This window comes from Chthoniobacter sp. (assembly GCF_040003245.1).
Classification (GTDB): Bacteria; Verrucomicrobiota; Verrucomicrobiia; order Chthoniobacterales; family Chthoniobacteraceae; genus Chthoniobacter.
On sequence record NZ_JBDUCX010000071.1, the window covers coordinates 1 to 13,764 of the forward strand.

General features: G+C 61.7%; 14 protein-coding genes. 4 read left to right on the forward strand and 10 right to left on the reverse strand.

The window, feature by feature from the left end; genetic code table 11:
• Nucleotides 1-2,486 (reverse strand): DNA gyrase subunit B (locus tag ABJF10_RS11890; RefSeq protein WP_348544791.1); only part of this gene is annotated, 2,486 nt, incomplete at its 3' end.
• A gap of 424 nt (nucleotides 2,487-2,910) precedes the next feature.
• Between ABJF10_RS11890 and ABJF10_RS11895 the strand changes: the two genes are divergently transcribed.
• From ABJF10_RS11895 to ABJF10_RS11910, 4 genes are all read left to right on the forward strand, one after another.
• Nucleotides 2,911-4,278 (forward strand): hypothetical protein, encoded by a 1,368-nt coding sequence (locus ABJF10_RS11895; protein ID WP_348544792.1) that lies wholly within the window; start codon nucleotides 2,911-2,913, stop codon nucleotides 4,276-4,278.
• Nucleotides 4,275-5,696: an NAD(P)/FAD-dependent oxidoreductase gene (locus tag ABJF10_RS11900; RefSeq protein ID WP_348544793.1), complete on the forward strand. Its 1,422-nt coding sequence runs from the start codon at nucleotides 4,275-4,277 to the stop codon at nucleotides 5,694-5,696. Before ABJF10_RS11895 ends, ABJF10_RS11900 begins: the two co-directional genes overlap by 4 nt.
• A 175-nt stretch (nucleotides 5,697-5,871) precedes the next feature.
• Nucleotides 5,872-6,264 carry a polymer-forming cytoskeletal protein gene (locus ABJF10_RS11905; RefSeq protein WP_348544794.1) on the forward strand — a complete coding sequence of 131 codons (393 nt, stop codon included), beginning with the start codon at nucleotides 5,872-5,874 and terminating at the stop codon, nucleotides 6,262-6,264.
• A 12-nt stretch (nucleotides 6,265-6,276) separates the two neighbouring features.
• On the forward strand, nucleotides 6,277-7,095 hold the full coding sequence (locus ABJF10_RS11910; RefSeq protein WP_348544795.1) for a polymer-forming cytoskeletal protein: 819 nt from the start codon (nucleotides 6,277-6,279) through the stop codon (nucleotides 7,093-7,095).
• Between the two features lie 12 nt (nucleotides 7,096-7,107).
• Here ABJF10_RS11910 and ABJF10_RS11915 read toward each other — a convergent pair whose 3' ends face one another.
• The 9 genes from ABJF10_RS11915 to ABJF10_RS11955 all read right to left on the reverse strand — a co-directional run bounded on the left by ABJF10_RS11915 (nucleotide 7,108) and on the right by ABJF10_RS11955 (nucleotide 13,743).
• A complete protein-coding gene (locus ABJF10_RS11915) occupies nucleotides 7,108-7,725 on the reverse strand; it encodes a tetratricopeptide repeat protein (RefSeq protein WP_348544796.1) in 618 nt (205 codons plus the stop codon).
• 42 nt (nucleotides 7,726-7,767) lie between these two features.
• Nucleotides 7,768-8,448: a UDP-N-acetylglucosamine diphosphorylase gene (locus tag ABJF10_RS11920; RefSeq protein ID WP_348544797.1), complete on the reverse strand. Its 681-nt coding sequence runs from the start codon at nucleotides 8,446-8,448 to the stop codon at nucleotides 7,768-7,770.
• A 70-nt stretch (nucleotides 8,449-8,518) separates the two neighbouring features.
• Entirely contained in the window at nucleotides 8,519-9,919 is a 1,401-nt protein-coding gene (gene cysS, locus ABJF10_RS11925; protein WP_348544798.1) for a cysteine--tRNA ligase, read from the reverse strand.
• An 8-nt stretch (nucleotides 9,920-9,927) separates the two neighbouring features.
• Nucleotides 9,928-10,407 (reverse strand): 2-C-methyl-D-erythritol 2,4-cyclodiphosphate synthase, encoded by a 480-nt coding sequence (gene ispF, locus ABJF10_RS11930; RefSeq protein ID WP_348544799.1) that lies wholly within the window; start codon nucleotides 10,405-10,407, stop codon nucleotides 9,928-9,930.
• Nucleotides 10,404-11,162, reverse strand: coding sequence for an inositol monophosphatase family protein (locus tag ABJF10_RS11935; RefSeq protein WP_348544800.1), 759 nt, complete (start codon nucleotides 11,160-11,162; stop codon nucleotides 10,404-10,406). Before ABJF10_RS11935 ends, ispF begins: the two co-directional genes overlap by 4 nt.
• A 189-nt stretch (nucleotides 11,163-11,351) precedes the next feature.
• Nucleotides 11,352-11,567 (reverse strand): hypothetical protein, encoded by a 216-nt coding sequence (locus ABJF10_RS11940; protein WP_348544801.1) that lies wholly within the window; start codon nucleotides 11,565-11,567, stop codon nucleotides 11,352-11,354.
• A gap of 106 nt (nucleotides 11,568-11,673) precedes the next feature.
• Nucleotides 11,674-12,222 carry a flavoprotein gene (locus ABJF10_RS11945; protein ID WP_348544802.1) on the reverse strand — a complete coding sequence of 183 codons (549 nt, stop codon included), beginning with the start codon at nucleotides 12,220-12,222 and terminating at the stop codon, nucleotides 11,674-11,676.
• Nucleotides 12,219-12,875: a guanylate kinase gene (gene gmk / locus ABJF10_RS11950; RefSeq protein ID WP_348544803.1), complete on the reverse strand. Its 657-nt coding sequence runs from the start codon at nucleotides 12,873-12,875 to the stop codon at nucleotides 12,219-12,221. The genes ABJF10_RS11945 and gmk overlap by 4 nt, the downstream gene beginning before the upstream one ends.
• The gene (locus ABJF10_RS11955; protein ID WP_348544804.1) at nucleotides 12,868-13,743 is read right to left on the reverse strand and encodes a YicC/YloC family endoribonuclease; all 876 of its coding nucleotides are present in this window, start codon (nucleotides 13,741-13,743) and stop codon (nucleotides 12,868-12,870) included. The genes gmk and ABJF10_RS11955 overlap by 8 nt, the downstream gene beginning before the upstream one ends.
• Nucleotides 13,744-13,764 lie beyond the last annotated feature (21 nt).

Here is a 13,764-nt window from a genome sequence, read left to right on the forward strand (position 1 = left end):
TCGGCTTCGACGGCGTTGTCTTCGTTGAGCTCGACTCTCCACATCTTGCGCTTGTTCGGGTCCATGGTGGTCTCGAAGAGCTGCTTCGGGTTCATTTCGCCCAGACCCTTGAATCGCTGGATGCTCAGGCCTTTCTTGCCGATCTCGATGACCTTGGTGTGGATCTCGGGGACGGTGAAGAGCGAATGGGTGATCGCTTTGTCGCCTTCGCCTTCGATGAGCTCGAAGATGGGGTGATCGCTGTCGGCGAAGTGCTCGATTTTGAGGCCTTTCTTCGCGATGTCCTCGACGAGCTTTTGCACGGAACTGGATTCGTGCAGCTCGATGAGGCGGGCGCGGCGCTGGGGGCCGTCTTCCTTCTCTTTCTTCTTCGAGGCGGCAGGTTTCTCGACGGGGATGGCTTCGCCCTCGGGGACGGGAGTCGGCTCTGGTGCGGGATCTTCGAACAGGCCCAGGTCGCGATTCTCCTCGTGGAAGGCGCGAACCTCGGCTTCGCCAGGGAAGTAAGTGGCCCACTCGGTATTGCCCTCGCGTACTTTGACCATGAAGGCGGGGAAGGCGCCGGTCTTTAGGTCGCGCTCGCCGAGGTAGGTTTCGAAATCGCCGCCGTGGCGGCGGATGGCGTCGCTGTATTTCGACAAGCGCTCGAGCAGTTCGAGCAATTCCTTGAGCTGGGTCGCGGAGAAGATCTTGCCATCGGCGAGGTTCTTCAGCTTCACCTCTTCGGAGCCGAGCGTAATGAGGATGCGGTTGAGCGCGGCGTCGTCATCGACGTATTCCTCGCGCTTCTTGCGCTTGATGAGATAGAGCGGCGGGCAGGCGATGTAGACGTGGCCCTTGCGGATCAGGTCGGGCATCTGCCGGTAGAAGAAGGTGAGCAGCAGGGTGCGGATGTGCGAGCCGTCGACGTCGGCATCGGTCATGATAATGATGCGGCCGTAGCGCAGGCGCTTGAGATCGAAGGCGCCTTCGTTCTCCTTTTCCTTTTCGCTATTGGCGATGCCGATGCCGGTGCCGATGGCGGTGATGAGCGTCTGGACCTCGGTGTTTTGCAGCACCTTGTCGAGGCGCGCTTTCTCGACGTTGATGATCTTGCCCTTGATGGGGAGGATCGCCTGGAAACGGCGGTCGCGGCCTTGCTTGGCGGAGCCACCGGCTGAGTCGCCCTCGACAACGTAGAGTTCGGTGAGCGCGGGATCGCGCTCGGAGCAGTCGGCCAGCTTGCCGGGCAATCCGCCGCCGGTGAGTGCGCCTTTGCGGACGGTCTCACGGGCTTTGCGTGCGGCTTCACGGGCACGGGCGGCCATGAGGCATTTGTCGATGATGCGTTTGCCGACGCCGGGGTTCTGGTCGAAGTGCAGCATCAGCCCTTCGTAGCTGACGGAGCCGACGACGCTCTCCACTTCGGGCGAGATGAGCTTCACCTTCGTCTGGGATTCGAAACGCGGATCGGGATGCTTCACGCTGACAATGGCGGCGAGACCTTCGAGCACGTCGTTGCCGGTAATGGGTGGATCCTTTTCCTTGAGCAGCGAATTGTTCTTCGCGTACTGGTTGATCGCGCGGGTCAACGAGCCGCGGAAGCCGCTGGAATGGGTGCCGCCATCGGGGTTCGGCACGGCGTTGGTGTAGCAGAGGAGTTGCTCGTTGTAGCTGTCGTTATAGTGGAGGCCGATCTCGACGATGATACGATCGCGCGTGCCCTTGATCATGATCGGCTTGGGATGGACGAGCGTCTTGTTCTCGGAGAGCCGGGCCACGTAATCCTCGACACCGCGGGGATGCACGATCTGCACGGGCAGCGTGCCCTCGGTGCGTTCGTCGATGAACGTGAACGAGAGCGGCGCATTGATATAAGCGAGATCGTTCAGGCGGGTGATGATGCGCTCGGCTTTGAAATCGGTGGTGTCCTGGAAGATTTCCGAGTCCGGCTTGAAGGTGATGAGCGTGCCGGTGTGCCGTTTGTTCTTCGTCTCGGCGATGACGTGCAGCTTCTGCTTGGTGTTGCCGCGCTCGAAGGACATGGCGTGGATTTTTCCATCGCGGGTGACTTCGACCTTGAACCACTCCGAGACAGCGTTGACACATTTCGCGCCGACGCCGTGCGTGCCGCCGGAGTACTCGTAGTTGCCCTGGCCGTATTTGCCGCCGGAGTGGAGGCGCGTGAGGACGAGCTCGACGCCGGGAATGCCCTCCTCCTTGTTGATATCCACCGGGATGCCGCGCCCGTTGTCGCGGATCGAGATCGAGCCGTCCGAATGGATCGTCACGTCGATGTGCGTGCAGTGGCCGGCGAGGAACTCGTCGACCGAGTTGTCGAGCACTTCGCTGACGCAATGGTGCAGGGCGCGCTCGTCCGTTCCGCCGATGTACATGCCGGGCTTTTTACGCACGGCCTCGAGCCCTTTTAGGGAGCTCAGGTCATCGGCATTGTACTCCGATTTTTTGGAAGCGGTTTCGGATTGAGGGACGGCGATATCGGCCATAATTGGGGTGAGAAATAATTACTCGCTTACTGTAGGTTTTGCGGGTGGAGGCCACAACGCCTTTTTTCGAGAAAAAAAGGGTGATTTCCCCAAGGAATAGCGGTGTCAAATTTTTGCGACCACAATATGTTGATATTGCTGCCATTTGAGCCACCTCTTTCCGAACCCCGTGAAAACCACTCTTCGCATCGGCTGGATTTTGCTCTGCCTCGCGCTCGCGCTCGGAGCGCGGTGCTGGAACGTGCGGGACGTCTTTTTGGAGGGGCATATTTACTTCGCGGATGGGGATTGTTACTCGCGGATGACGCGAGTCCGAATGATCGTGGAGCACCCGGGAATGATCGTGCGGCACCATGATTTCGAAAACTGGCCGCAGGGGGTGACGGCGCACACGACGGCGCCGCTGGATTACTTGATCGCGGGCTTGAAGGGCGTGCTTGATGTTGTGTTTGCCATACTGGATCCAAAGCACTCGAGCTTGCTGCACGGGCAGACGCTGGATCTGGCGGGCGCATTGATCTCGCCGCTGCTGGGAGTGGCGGGTGCGCTGTTTCTTGCGTGGTGGCTGGAAAAGTTTCGGGTGCGGTTCGGTTCGGCGGCGCTGTTGTTCTATGCGGTGTCTCCGATTCTCGTGCACGGGACCGTGCTAGGGCGTCCCGATCATCAGTCGCTGCTGATGCTGACGCTGACGGTGGCGCTTGGTGCGGAACTCGCGTTGGCGCGGAAAGCGGAATCGCCGGTGGATGAGCGGCGATGGGGGATCGTGGGCGGGATCGCTTGGGGGCTGAGCCTGTGGGTGTCGCTTTATGAGCCGCTTATTTTGCTGGCGATGACGATTGGCCTTTGGCTGGTGTTGGATCGCAAGGCGTTCTGCTCGCGGCAGCGTCTGCCCGGCGCGGTGATTTGCCTGGCGATCCTGCTGCTCTCGCTGGTGCTGGAGGGTTGGCCGGTGGCGCTTCCCGATGCGGCGATGCGCGGCTACTTTGCCAATTGGCAGCACCAGATCGGAGAGCTGTCGCATCTGCGTCCGGTGCAGCTTTTCGATTGGGTGGGATGGTGGATCGTTGCCAGCCTCGTCTTGCTGTTCCTCGCGTGGCGACAGGATCGGCGGGCGCTGCCCCTGTTGGTCATGCTGTTGGTGGTGACGCTGCTGACGCTCTGGCAGGCACGCTGGGGTTACTTCCTGGGAATTGTCTTTGCGTGGACCTTGCCCTGGCAGATGCAGGCATTGCGGCGTGGTTGGGCGGCGTGGTTGTTTTTCGTGGTAGGCTGGTGGCCGATCTTGCAGGCTTGGGATGCGCGCTTGTTTCTCGATGACCTGGCGCAGGACCAGCGCACCATGAAGCAGGCGGAATTGGTCGCGCTGCGCGGCCTGGCGGAGGACGCGATCGGCAAGGAGGAAGGGCCGTTTCTCGCGTCGTGGTGGCTCTCGCCCGAGATCGCTTACTGGTCGCGGCAGTCGGGGGTGGCGGGTAGTTCGCACGAAAGTCTCCCAGGCATCGTCGATACCGCGCGCTTCTTTTTGAGCAGCGATCCCGTTTCGGCGGCCGCCATTTTGCGGAAACGGCCGGTCCACTGGGTGCTGGCGGATGATGCATCGCGGGAGATCGAGACGTCGCGCGACTTGCTGGGAATAGCGGTGCCAGAGACACCGCTGGCCACGACGCTCTCGGATCACCCGGAGGATGCGCCCGATTTCCTCGTCGAATGGACTGGCCGGGCGGCGGTGCGCCGGGATGGATTGCGCTTCTATCGCCTTTATGAGGTCGACGATGCTATATTGCCGCCATGAGTGAACCAGATTTTGATTTCGTGGTGATCGGCGGCGGCAGCGCGGGGTATGCCGGCGCCGCGACAGCGGCTGGCTTGGGTCTGAAGACGGCGGTGATCGAAGGCGGGCGTGAGATCGGAGGCTTGTGCATCCTGCGGGGTTGCATGCCGAGCAAGACGCTGCTCGAGAGCGGGCATCGGGCGGAGGACATTCGCCGGGCAGGCGAGTTTGGGCTGCGGGCGGAGTACCAAGGTGCGGACGGCACGGCGATTCGCCAGCGAAAGCGCAAGTTCGTCAGCGAATTCATGGAGTATCGGCGGGAGCAACTCGAGAGCGGCAAGTTCGATTTCATTCGGGGGATGGCGGCGTTTGTGGATGCGCATACCCTCGAAGTGCGCCTGCTCGATGGCGGCACACGCACCGTGACGGCGCAGGCGTTTCTCATCGCCACGGGTTCGCAGGTGCAGATGCACGAAGTGCCGGGACTGAAGGAAACCGGATACTGGACGAGCGATGACATGCTCGACAACGAACACATCCCCGCTTCCGTCGTGGTCCTCGGTGGCGGCGCGATCGCGCTGGAACTGGCGAGCTTTTACGCCGGAGTCGGCTCGCGAGTGACGGTGATCCAGCGCAGCGAGCAGATCTTGAAGGAGACGGATGCGGATGTGGCTGGCGCATTGACTGAAGCGCTGGAGCATCGCGGCATTGAGATCGTCCGGAACACGAAACTGCTCCGCGTCGAACGTGGCGGCGTGGGGAAGCGCGTGCATTTCACCCACGCCGGGACAGAGCGCGGGGTGGAGGCCGAGGAAATCATCTACGCGCTTGGCCGCGAACCGGCGATCGGCAAGCTGCAACTCGCCAACGCCGGCGTCACCACGAGCCACCGCTCGATCGTCGCTGATCTCCATCAGCGCTGCGGACCGGACCACATCTTCGCGGCAGGCGACGTCTGTGGGCCGTTCGAGGTCGTCCACAGCGCCATTCTCCAAGCGGAAATCGCCGCGCGCAACGCCGCCCGCACCCTGCATCGCCTCGACAGTGCGCTCGAGGAGAGCGACTACCGGCTGGCGTTGTTCGCCGTTTTTACTGAACCGCAGGTCGCCGCCGTCGGCTTGTCGGAAGCGGCGGCACGGGAAAAACACGATATCGTGATTGCGAAATACCCCTTCAGCGACCATGGCAAATCCATGGTCCATGGCTCCACCTACGGATTCGTGAAGTTGATTGCCGACAAGGACACCCGGGAGATCCTCGGGGCCTCCTGTGTGGGGCCGAGCGCCTCGGAATTGATCCATGAAATCGTCGTTGCCATGTATTTCCGGGCGAAAGCGACCGACCTGGCACGCATCCCACACTACCACCCGACGCTGAGCGAGATATGGACCTATCCGGCGGAGGAATTGGCGTGCGGCCAGAATCTCACGCCTCCTTGATCAAGTCTAATGAGCAAACCCTTGACACCGAAATGCGGGCGCAGAATAGTCGCCCGTGTTTAACCGACTCCGCTCGGGCGAAGCGAAAGGTTCCGAAGAGGCTGAACAGCCCGGAGCCGACGTACCGCCTCCATTAGCACCCGCACCCGCACCACTACTACCGAAACCAAATCTCATGGCTGAACCAATCACTGGCAAAAACCTTCTTTCCGCCGACGTGGAAATCAAGGGATCGATCAAATTTCAAAACGAACTCGTCATCGACGGCAAAGTCGAAGGCGAGATCACCTCTGCGGGCGTGCTGACCGTCGGCGAAAACGCCGAGATCCGCGGAGAGATCAAGACGAAGTCCGTGACCGTGCTGGGCAAGGTGCATGGCAACATCACCGTGGAAGAGCGCTGCGAACTCAAGGGTCGTGCCGTGCTGCAAGGCGACTTGAAAGCGGCGCGCCTGGTGATCGAGGACGGAGCAACGTTTGTTGGCAAATCGGAAGTCACTCCGGTCAAAGGCGCCATCAAGCAATCGGAAGCGCGCCCGCCGGCGCCGCAACCCGCTCCCGCCCGGTAATCGCGGCCCTCTGTGGCCAGTCCAAATACACCGAAGCAACCCGAAAAAATCAGTGCTGATTGCCCGCATTGCGGCTTCAGTCAGCTCGAGTCTGCTTACGCCAAGTCGACTTTCTGCCGGAAGTGCGGCCAGCACTACAGCATCGAGAAGTCGCTGGCCAAGGAGGCTGCGGCCCTCAAGACGCCGTCGATCTTCGACAAGCTTTCGAAGCTGGTGTCGGGCGAGAAGATCCGGGACATCTGCTGCTTCAGTTGCGGACACCGGCAACGGGTCAGCACTTCGGCCCAGTCGAGCATCTGCCCAGGGTGTGGTTCGTACATCGATCTAAGGGATTTCAAGATCAGCGGGCCGTTCGGGCGAAGTATCCAGACGCAGGGTGAAGTCCTTGTGACCTCGAAGGGGGAGATTACCAGCTCGAAGGTGGCGTGCGGCTCGGCTTACCTCGAGGGGAAATTGCGCGGCAACCTCTTCTGCACCGGGACGGTCTCGGTGAAGATGCACGGCAAATTGCTGGGCAGCGTCGAAACGCATCAACTGGTGGTCGTGAAACGGGCGGACGTGGAATTCGTCCGGCCGGTCAAAGTGCATTCCGCGGAGATCCACGGCAAGATTTCCGCCCGGATCATGTGCGAGACGTGCGTGACGATCACCAAAGGCGGCGCGCTCGAGGGAGTGGTCTACGCGAAAGCGATCAATATCGAGCGTGGTGGCATCTTCAGCGGGGAGCTTTTCATCGGCCAGCAAGAGCTCACGCAGCCCGATTTGCTCGGCGCGGGGGAGGACCACCCCGGCCTGTTCGGCGACGAGTCGCTCGGCCTCGGTCCGGCTTGATCGCGGGCCGCCTTACTTCTTCAGCTTGCGCAGTTCCTGCGCGGCCTGTTGCGCGGCGAAGTTGTCCTGATACTGCGCCATCACTTGCTCATAGATGCGCCGGGCTTCCTCGGTCTTGCCTTTCTGGGCGAGCAAGCGGGCCTGGCTGGTGAGAGCGAGGGGAGCGCTGAAGGTGTTGGCGAAGGTCGTCGTGACTTTTTGGTAGGTGCTCATCGCCTCATCCACTTTGCCCTGGGCTTCGAGATTGATGGCCAGGCTGGTCCACGCACCGCTGAGCAAGGGATGCTCGGGATACTTCTCGATGAAGGTGTGCAGGATCGCAGAGGACTCGTCGATTTTTCCTTCCGCGCGCAGCTTCTCCGCCAGCATTAAATGAGCATCTCCAGCGGGGTTGGAGCCGGGGTATTCGGCGATCACCTTGCGAAAGTCGTCCGCGGAATGAGCGTTCGCGTAGAGCGTCTGGGCGGACGTGTTGCGCTTGTCGTGCACGTATTCGGAAATGGCGTAGGCGGCGAGGGCGACGACAAACAGCCCGACGAAGAGCATGATCTTGCTCTTGTGCTGAATCCAGAAAACGCCCGGGTCAAATCCGGTGTCGGCGGGGGGTGTCGTGGTGGTGGGGCTGGGCATAGGGGCGGGCAAGGTTCCAAAAGACCTGCCATCGCGCAAGGCTCAATCGCGCCGCGCCATAATCTGATGCTCCTGCTTCGTCTTGACGATACTGTTCGCCGGGACGACGCCCCGCCAGACCGTACCGGGGTAGAGCACGGAGTTCCGCCCGATGATCGAGCCGGGATTGATGACGGAATTGCAGCCGATTTCCGCCCGGTCGCCGATGATCGCGCCGAATTTCTTCAAGCCCGTTGGCACCAGCCCATCGGCGGTCGGCACGATGATCTCACCGTGGTCGAGCTTCACGTTGGAGAGAATGACTCCCGCGCCGAGGTGCCCGCGATAGCCGATGATCGAGTCGCCGACGTAGTTGAAGTGCGGCACCTGGGCCTCGTCGAAGATGATCGAGTTCTTGAACTCGCAGGAATTGCCGAGCACGCAACCGGAGCCGACGATGACATTTTCCCGGATGTAGCAGCCGTTGCGAATCTCGCACCCCTCGCCGATCCACGCCGGTCCCTTAATCATCGCGCCTTGCTCGATGACCGTGCCCTTGCCGATGAAGACGGCGCCACTGATGAACGGTTTGCCTACCAATCGGCCCTGGATCGCCGGCTTGAGGCGGAATTGCAGGTAGCTGGTGATCTGCTTGAGCGCGTCCCACGCATTCACCGAATTCTCGAAGAGCATGCGGTGCTCGGTGTGATTCAGGTCGAGATAATCGCCAGGGGAGAAAGTCATCGTTGCCAGTTAAAGTCCATTCGTCGCGGGCAGGGAATCCTGAAATGTCGCCTTCTGTCGGAATTCGCGATCAGCGGGGCGTGAGTTTGGGGCCGTCCTTGGTGTCTTTCACCATCCAGCCGAGCGCGAGGATGGCATCACGAAGTTCGTCGCTCTTCTTCCACTCCTTGCTGGCGCGGGCTTGCTGGCGCTCCTCGACCAGGGCCAGCACTTCCGCCGGAATGGCGGCCGCTTCGCGCTCAAAGCCGAGCACACTGTCGATCTGCCGCCAGTCCGCGAGCAATTGTGCGGCGTGCGCCGGGGCCAGATCGCCACGGTCGAGCGCGGCGTTGCTCTCGCGAATCAGGTCGAAAAGGGGGCCGAGCGCGCCGGAGATGTTCAGGTCTTCGTCGAGGGCGGCGAAGAATTTTTCCGCGAACGTGGACAACGGCGTCGCTGCGGGAGAGGCACTGCCTGCCTGGGCGGTGATGCGATCCACCCATTCGTCGATGCGTTTGAGCGCGGCCCGTGCGGACTCCATGCCGGGAATGGTGAAGTTCAGCGGCAGGCGGTAGTTCACCGTCAGGAGGGCGTAGCGCGCCTCGCGGCCGGTGAAGCCTTTTTCAATCAGGTCACGCAGGGTGTAGAAGTTGCCGAGCTTCTTCGACATCTTCTGCCCGTCCACCATCAGGTGCGCGCAGTGCAGCCAGTAGCGGACGAATTTCTTCCCCGTGCAGCATTCGCTCTGGGCGATCTCCGCTTCATGGTGCGGGAAGATATTGTCCACGCCGCCGCAGTGGATATCGATTTCCGGGCCGAGCAGTGCGGTGGCCATGGCGCTGCACTCGATGTGCCAGCCCGGCCGGCCGCGCCCCCAGGGCGAATCCCACGCCACATCGCCGTCGGCTTCGTCCCACGCCTTCCAGAGCGCAAAGTCGCCGATGCTTTCCTTCTCGTACTCGTCATTCGCGATGCGGCCGGTGGGGCGCAACTCGTCGAGATTGAGGTGCGCGAGCTTGCCATAGTCCGGGAATTTCGAGAGGCGGAAGTAAACGCTGCGGTCATCGGCCTGGTAGGCGATGCCCAGCGACTCGAGCTGCTGAATCATCGCGATCATGCGCTCGATGTACTGCGGTTCCGTCGCTGCCGGGAAATGTTGCGCGCGCTTGATGCGCAGCGTGTCGAGGTCCTGGAAGAAGGCATCCTTGTAGATGGCGGTGAAATCCGCGAGGCGCTGGCCGGCAGTGCGCGCGCCGCGGATCGTCTTGTCGTCCACGTCGGTGAGATTCATCACGCGCTCGACCGCGTAGCCGCGGGCCTCGAGATGCCGCTGGAGCAAATCCTCGAACAGATACGCCCGAAAATTACCGATGTGCGCGTGGTTATAGACCGTGGGGCCGCAGGTGTACATCTTCACGCCCCGGCTGGCGGTATCGAGCGGCGTGAACTCCTCCAACTGCCGCGAGTAGGTATTGAAGAGGCGGATGGCCATGCTGCTCTTTACTCCGGCGCTTCGACGCTGGCCACCGCAAGTGCGGCGATGCCTTCGCCGCGGCCGAGGAAGCCCATGCGCTCATTCGTCGTGGCTTTCACGCCGACACGCTTCGGGTCGAGCCCGAGAGCCGTGGCGAGATTGCTGCGCATCTCCGCCACGTGCGGGCTGATCTTCGGCGCCTCGGCGACGAGCGTGGCGTCGATATTGATGATCCGCCCGCCTTTCTCCACCACGAGGCTCGCGACCTTGCGCAGGATCTCCAGGCTGCTGATGCCGCGAATGGATTGGTCGGTGTTAGGAAAGTGAAAGCCGATGTCGCGCTCGCCGATCGCGCCGAGCACAGCGTCGGCGATGGCGTGCGCGAGCACATCGGCGTCGCTGTGGCCATCGAGACCGTGGGTGTGCGGGATTTCCACGCCGCCGAGAATCAGGGCGCGGCCCTCGACCAATTGATGGACATCGTAACCAATGCCGGAGAGCGTCATGGCCGCACCTCCAGGTCGAGGCGGCCGCTGGAGGCGCGCACGCTGATCTTGTCGGGATTGTCCGTACGCGGTTCCATCTGGAAACTTCCGCCCGCGGCTTCGACGAGCAACTTGCCGGCAGCGACGTCCCACAGGCTCACGCTCGATTCGATATAGGCATCGAGCCGTCCGCAGGCCACATAGGCGAGGTCGAGGGCCGCGCTGCCCATAAGGCGGCACTTGCGCGCGCGGCTGACGAAGTAGTCGAGCAGGGGCAGGCCCGCGGCGATGGTCGCCTTCGATTTGGCAAAGCCGATGGAGAGCACGGCATCGCTGAGCTTTTCCCGGGTGCTCACACGGATCGGTTTACCGTTGAGAGTGGGGATGCCGCCGCGCTCGACCTGCCAGAGTTCGTCGCGTTGCGGGTCGTAGATGACGCCGACGATGATCTCGCCGCGCTCGCGGAGGGCGATGGAGATGCAGAAGTGGGGGATGCCGTAGAAGTAGTTTACCGTGCCGTCGATGGGGTCGACGATCCATTGGAAGTCGCTCGCCTGGTTGCCGGCGATGCCCTCCTCACCATAGATGGCGTGATCGGGGAAGCGCCCGAGCAAAATGCCGGTGATCAACTCCTGCGAGCGGACGTCGAGCTCGAGCTTGATATCGTGGGCGGCGAATTCGTTAACCTCGAGGACCGAGCCAAAATGGCTGCGCAGAAATTCACCGGCGGCCTGTGCGGCGCTGACCGCAGTTTCAAGATAGTGGGATGTGGACATGGACAAAGTGGAGCCGGGGATTCTCCACAAAACGAAACGGGAGGAGAAATGAATTCTCCTCCCGTTCGTTCAAGTGGCAGGGGACTGCTTACTTCTTCTTCTTCTTAGCTGGTGCCTTCTTCGCTACGGCTTTCTTGGCCGGTTTCTTGGCTGCCAGTTTCTTAGGAGCTGCTTTTTTCTTAGTCGCCATTATAAATCCCCCCTTTCAATCCGCAGATGCGGGTCGCAAAAATTTTTTGAGTGTTGTTGATGTGGGTCATCACTCGGTGCGTTGGGTGTGTGGGTAATGAAGTTGTTGCCAAGCGTCAACGAATTTTTTCTTGCGCGGTCGCGGAATTTATCGTTTCGCGCGCGACGTTTGCGCCCAAAATCACTCACGAATATTTCGTGATGTTCGGCACGCATCACGCGCGATGCTTTTGTTTATGCGGCTTCGCAAACATCGCGTGAAATATTTTTGCGCGATCGTCGCGCGATGATCGCGCGCGTTTTTCGCGCAGAAAATATTTCGTTATTTTTTTTGCGCGAGCAGCACCGCGACGCGCTCGACGATGTCGTCGACATTCCACAAACGACCGAGTCCTTCGTACCCGCACGCGAGCAAACCTTCCTCGGGTCCGATGAATTCCACGCCGCGCGCGCGGAGCAATTTCACGTTGTCCTGCGTCGCCGCGTGCAGCCACATCTTGCCATTCATCGCCGGCGCGATGAGCACGGGCGCGAGCGTGGCGAGCGCGATCTCGCCGATGGGATTGCCCGCGAGGCCGTGCGCGAGCTCGGCGATGATGTTCGCGGTGGCGGGTGCGACGAGCAGCAGATTCGCGCGGTCGGCGAGGTCGATGTGGCCGGGTTTCCAGCCTTCCTTCCCGCTAAACACACTCGTGACGACGGGATTCTTCGAGAGCGTCTGGAAGGTGAGCGGGGTGATGAACTCCTGCGCGCCGTGTGTCATGACGACATGCACCTCGAAGCCGCGCTTGCCGAGTTTGCTCACCAGATCGGCCGCCTTGTAGGCCGCGATCGAGCCGCTGACGCCGACAATGATGACCGGCGCGCTCATGGGAGAAGCACCATGCGGTGGGTGAGATAGCGCTCGGCCCGCATGATGTTGCGGAACTTCTGCAGGTCCTCCTCGATGGAGCCGCTGATGATGGTGTAACGGTAGTCGCGCCACGCTTCCATCTCCGTGGCGGCGTTGTGCAGGCGGATTTCGATCTGTTCCGGCGTTTCGGTGCCCCGTTTGTTCAGGCGGCGGCGCAATTCGTCGAGACTGGGCGGCATGATGAAGATGTCGGCCACGGCATCCCGGATCGCGGAGTTTTGGTCGGCGCGGATCTGCCGCGCACCCTGCACGTCGATGTCGATCAGCACGTCCACGCCGTCGTGCAATTGCTCGACGACCACGCTGCGCAGCGTGCCGTAGTAGTTGCCGTGGACCTCCGCGTACTCGAGGAACTCCCCGCCGGCGAGCCGTTGCTGAAACTCCTCCATACTCACGAAAAGGTAGTCCTCACCATGGACTTCACCGGGTCGCGGGGCGCGCGTGGTGTAGGAAACCGAATAAGCGAAGTCCGGGGTCTGGCGCAGGGCGTTCAGCACCGTGCTCTTGCCCGCGCCCGAGGGCGCCGAGACGACGAAGAGGATGCCGAGACGCCGGAATTCCCGCGGCGCGACACCGGCGCTTTCTGTGGAGTGGGGTTGGTCGTTATTCAATGTTCTGGATCTGTTCGCGGATCTTTTCCATCTCCGCCTTGCAGGTGACGACGAGCTGGGAGATCTCCACGTCGTTGGCCTTGGCGCCGAGCGTGTTGAACTCGCGCCCGATTTCCTGGCACATGAACTCGAGGGTGCGCCCGACGGGTTCATTCTTGCGCAAGTGATGGGCAAACTGGGCGAAGTGGCTTTCGAGGCGGGTCATCTCCTCGGAAATGTCCGACTTGTCGGCGAAGAAGATCACTTCCTTCATCAGCCGCTCGTCGTCGATTGGCAGTTCGATGCCGGCTTTCTGGATGCGTTCGTGGAGCGACTGGCGGTGGCGCTTGAGCACGCCCGGCTGGAGGAGACGGACCTTGCGCACGCAGCCGCGGACGGTCTTGAGCCGGTGGATCAGGTCCTTGGCGAGATGTTTGCCTTCGCGCTCGCGCATCTTCACGAGGTCGGCGAGCGCCTCCTTGAGCGCGCTCTCGACGGGCGGCCACATGTCGTCGACGGAAACTTTCTCCTCGGGGGCGCGCAAGACGCCGGGGGCGCGCAGGACGGTGTCGATATTGACCTCGCCGGCGGCATTCAGCTCCTTCTGCAACTCGACCATCGCGCGGTAATAGGTGCGGGCGAGGTTCGTATCCAGCGCCACGGCGGGCGACGCCCCATTGGCGTGATGCGCGGCGATGACCACGTTCAGCCGGCCGCGCGAGACCTCGGCGTTGATGACATCGCGCACGCGCGGCTCCAGTTCGGTGAGTTCGCGGGGCAGCGTCACGACCACGTCGCTCTGCTTCCGGTTTACGGAATTCAATTCGACGCTGATCTTGCTGCCGTTTTGCGCGCTTTGTCCCCGGCCATAGCCGGTCATGCTTCTCATAGGCTTTGTTTAACGGCGAAC

Bases quoted from the DNA above. Each gene is read 5' to 3' on its own strand.
- ABJF10_RS11900 (WP_348544793.1), top strand. From the start codon at position 4,275: ATGAGTGAACCAGATTTTGATTTCGTGGTGATCGGCGGCGGCAGCGCG.
- ABJF10_RS11905 (WP_348544794.1), top strand. From the start codon at position 5,872: ATGGCTGAACCAATCACTGGCAAAAACCTTCTTTCCGCCGACGTGGAA.
- ABJF10_RS11915 (WP_348544796.1), bottom strand. From the start codon at position 7,725: ATGCCCAGCCCCACCACCACGACACCCCCCGCCGACACCGGATTTGAC.
- ABJF10_RS11920 (WP_348544797.1), bottom strand. From the start codon at position 8,448: ATGACTTTCTCCCCTGGCGATTATCTCGACCTGAATCACACCGAGCAC.
- cysS (WP_348544798.1), bottom strand. From the start codon at position 9,919: ATGGCCATCCGCCTCTTCAATACCTACTCGCGGCAGTTGGAGGAGTTC.
- ispF (WP_348544799.1), bottom strand. From the start codon at position 10,407: ATGACGCTCTCCGGCATTGGTTACGATGTCCATCAATTGGTCGAGGGC.
- ABJF10_RS11935 (WP_348544800.1), bottom strand. From the start codon at position 11,162: ATGTCCACATCCCACTATCTTGAAACTGCGGTCAGCGCCGCACAGGCC.
- ABJF10_RS11940 (WP_348544801.1), bottom strand. From the start codon at position 11,567: ATGCGTGCCGAACATCACGAAATATTCGTGAGTGATTTTGGGCGCAAA.
- ABJF10_RS11945 (WP_348544802.1), bottom strand. From the start codon at position 12,222: ATGAGCGCGCCGGTCATCATTGTCGGCGTCAGCGGCTCGATCGCGGCC.
- ABJF10_RS11955 (WP_348544804.1), bottom strand. From the start codon at position 13,743: ATGAGAAGCATGACCGGCTATGGCCGGGGACAAAGCGCGCAAAACGGC.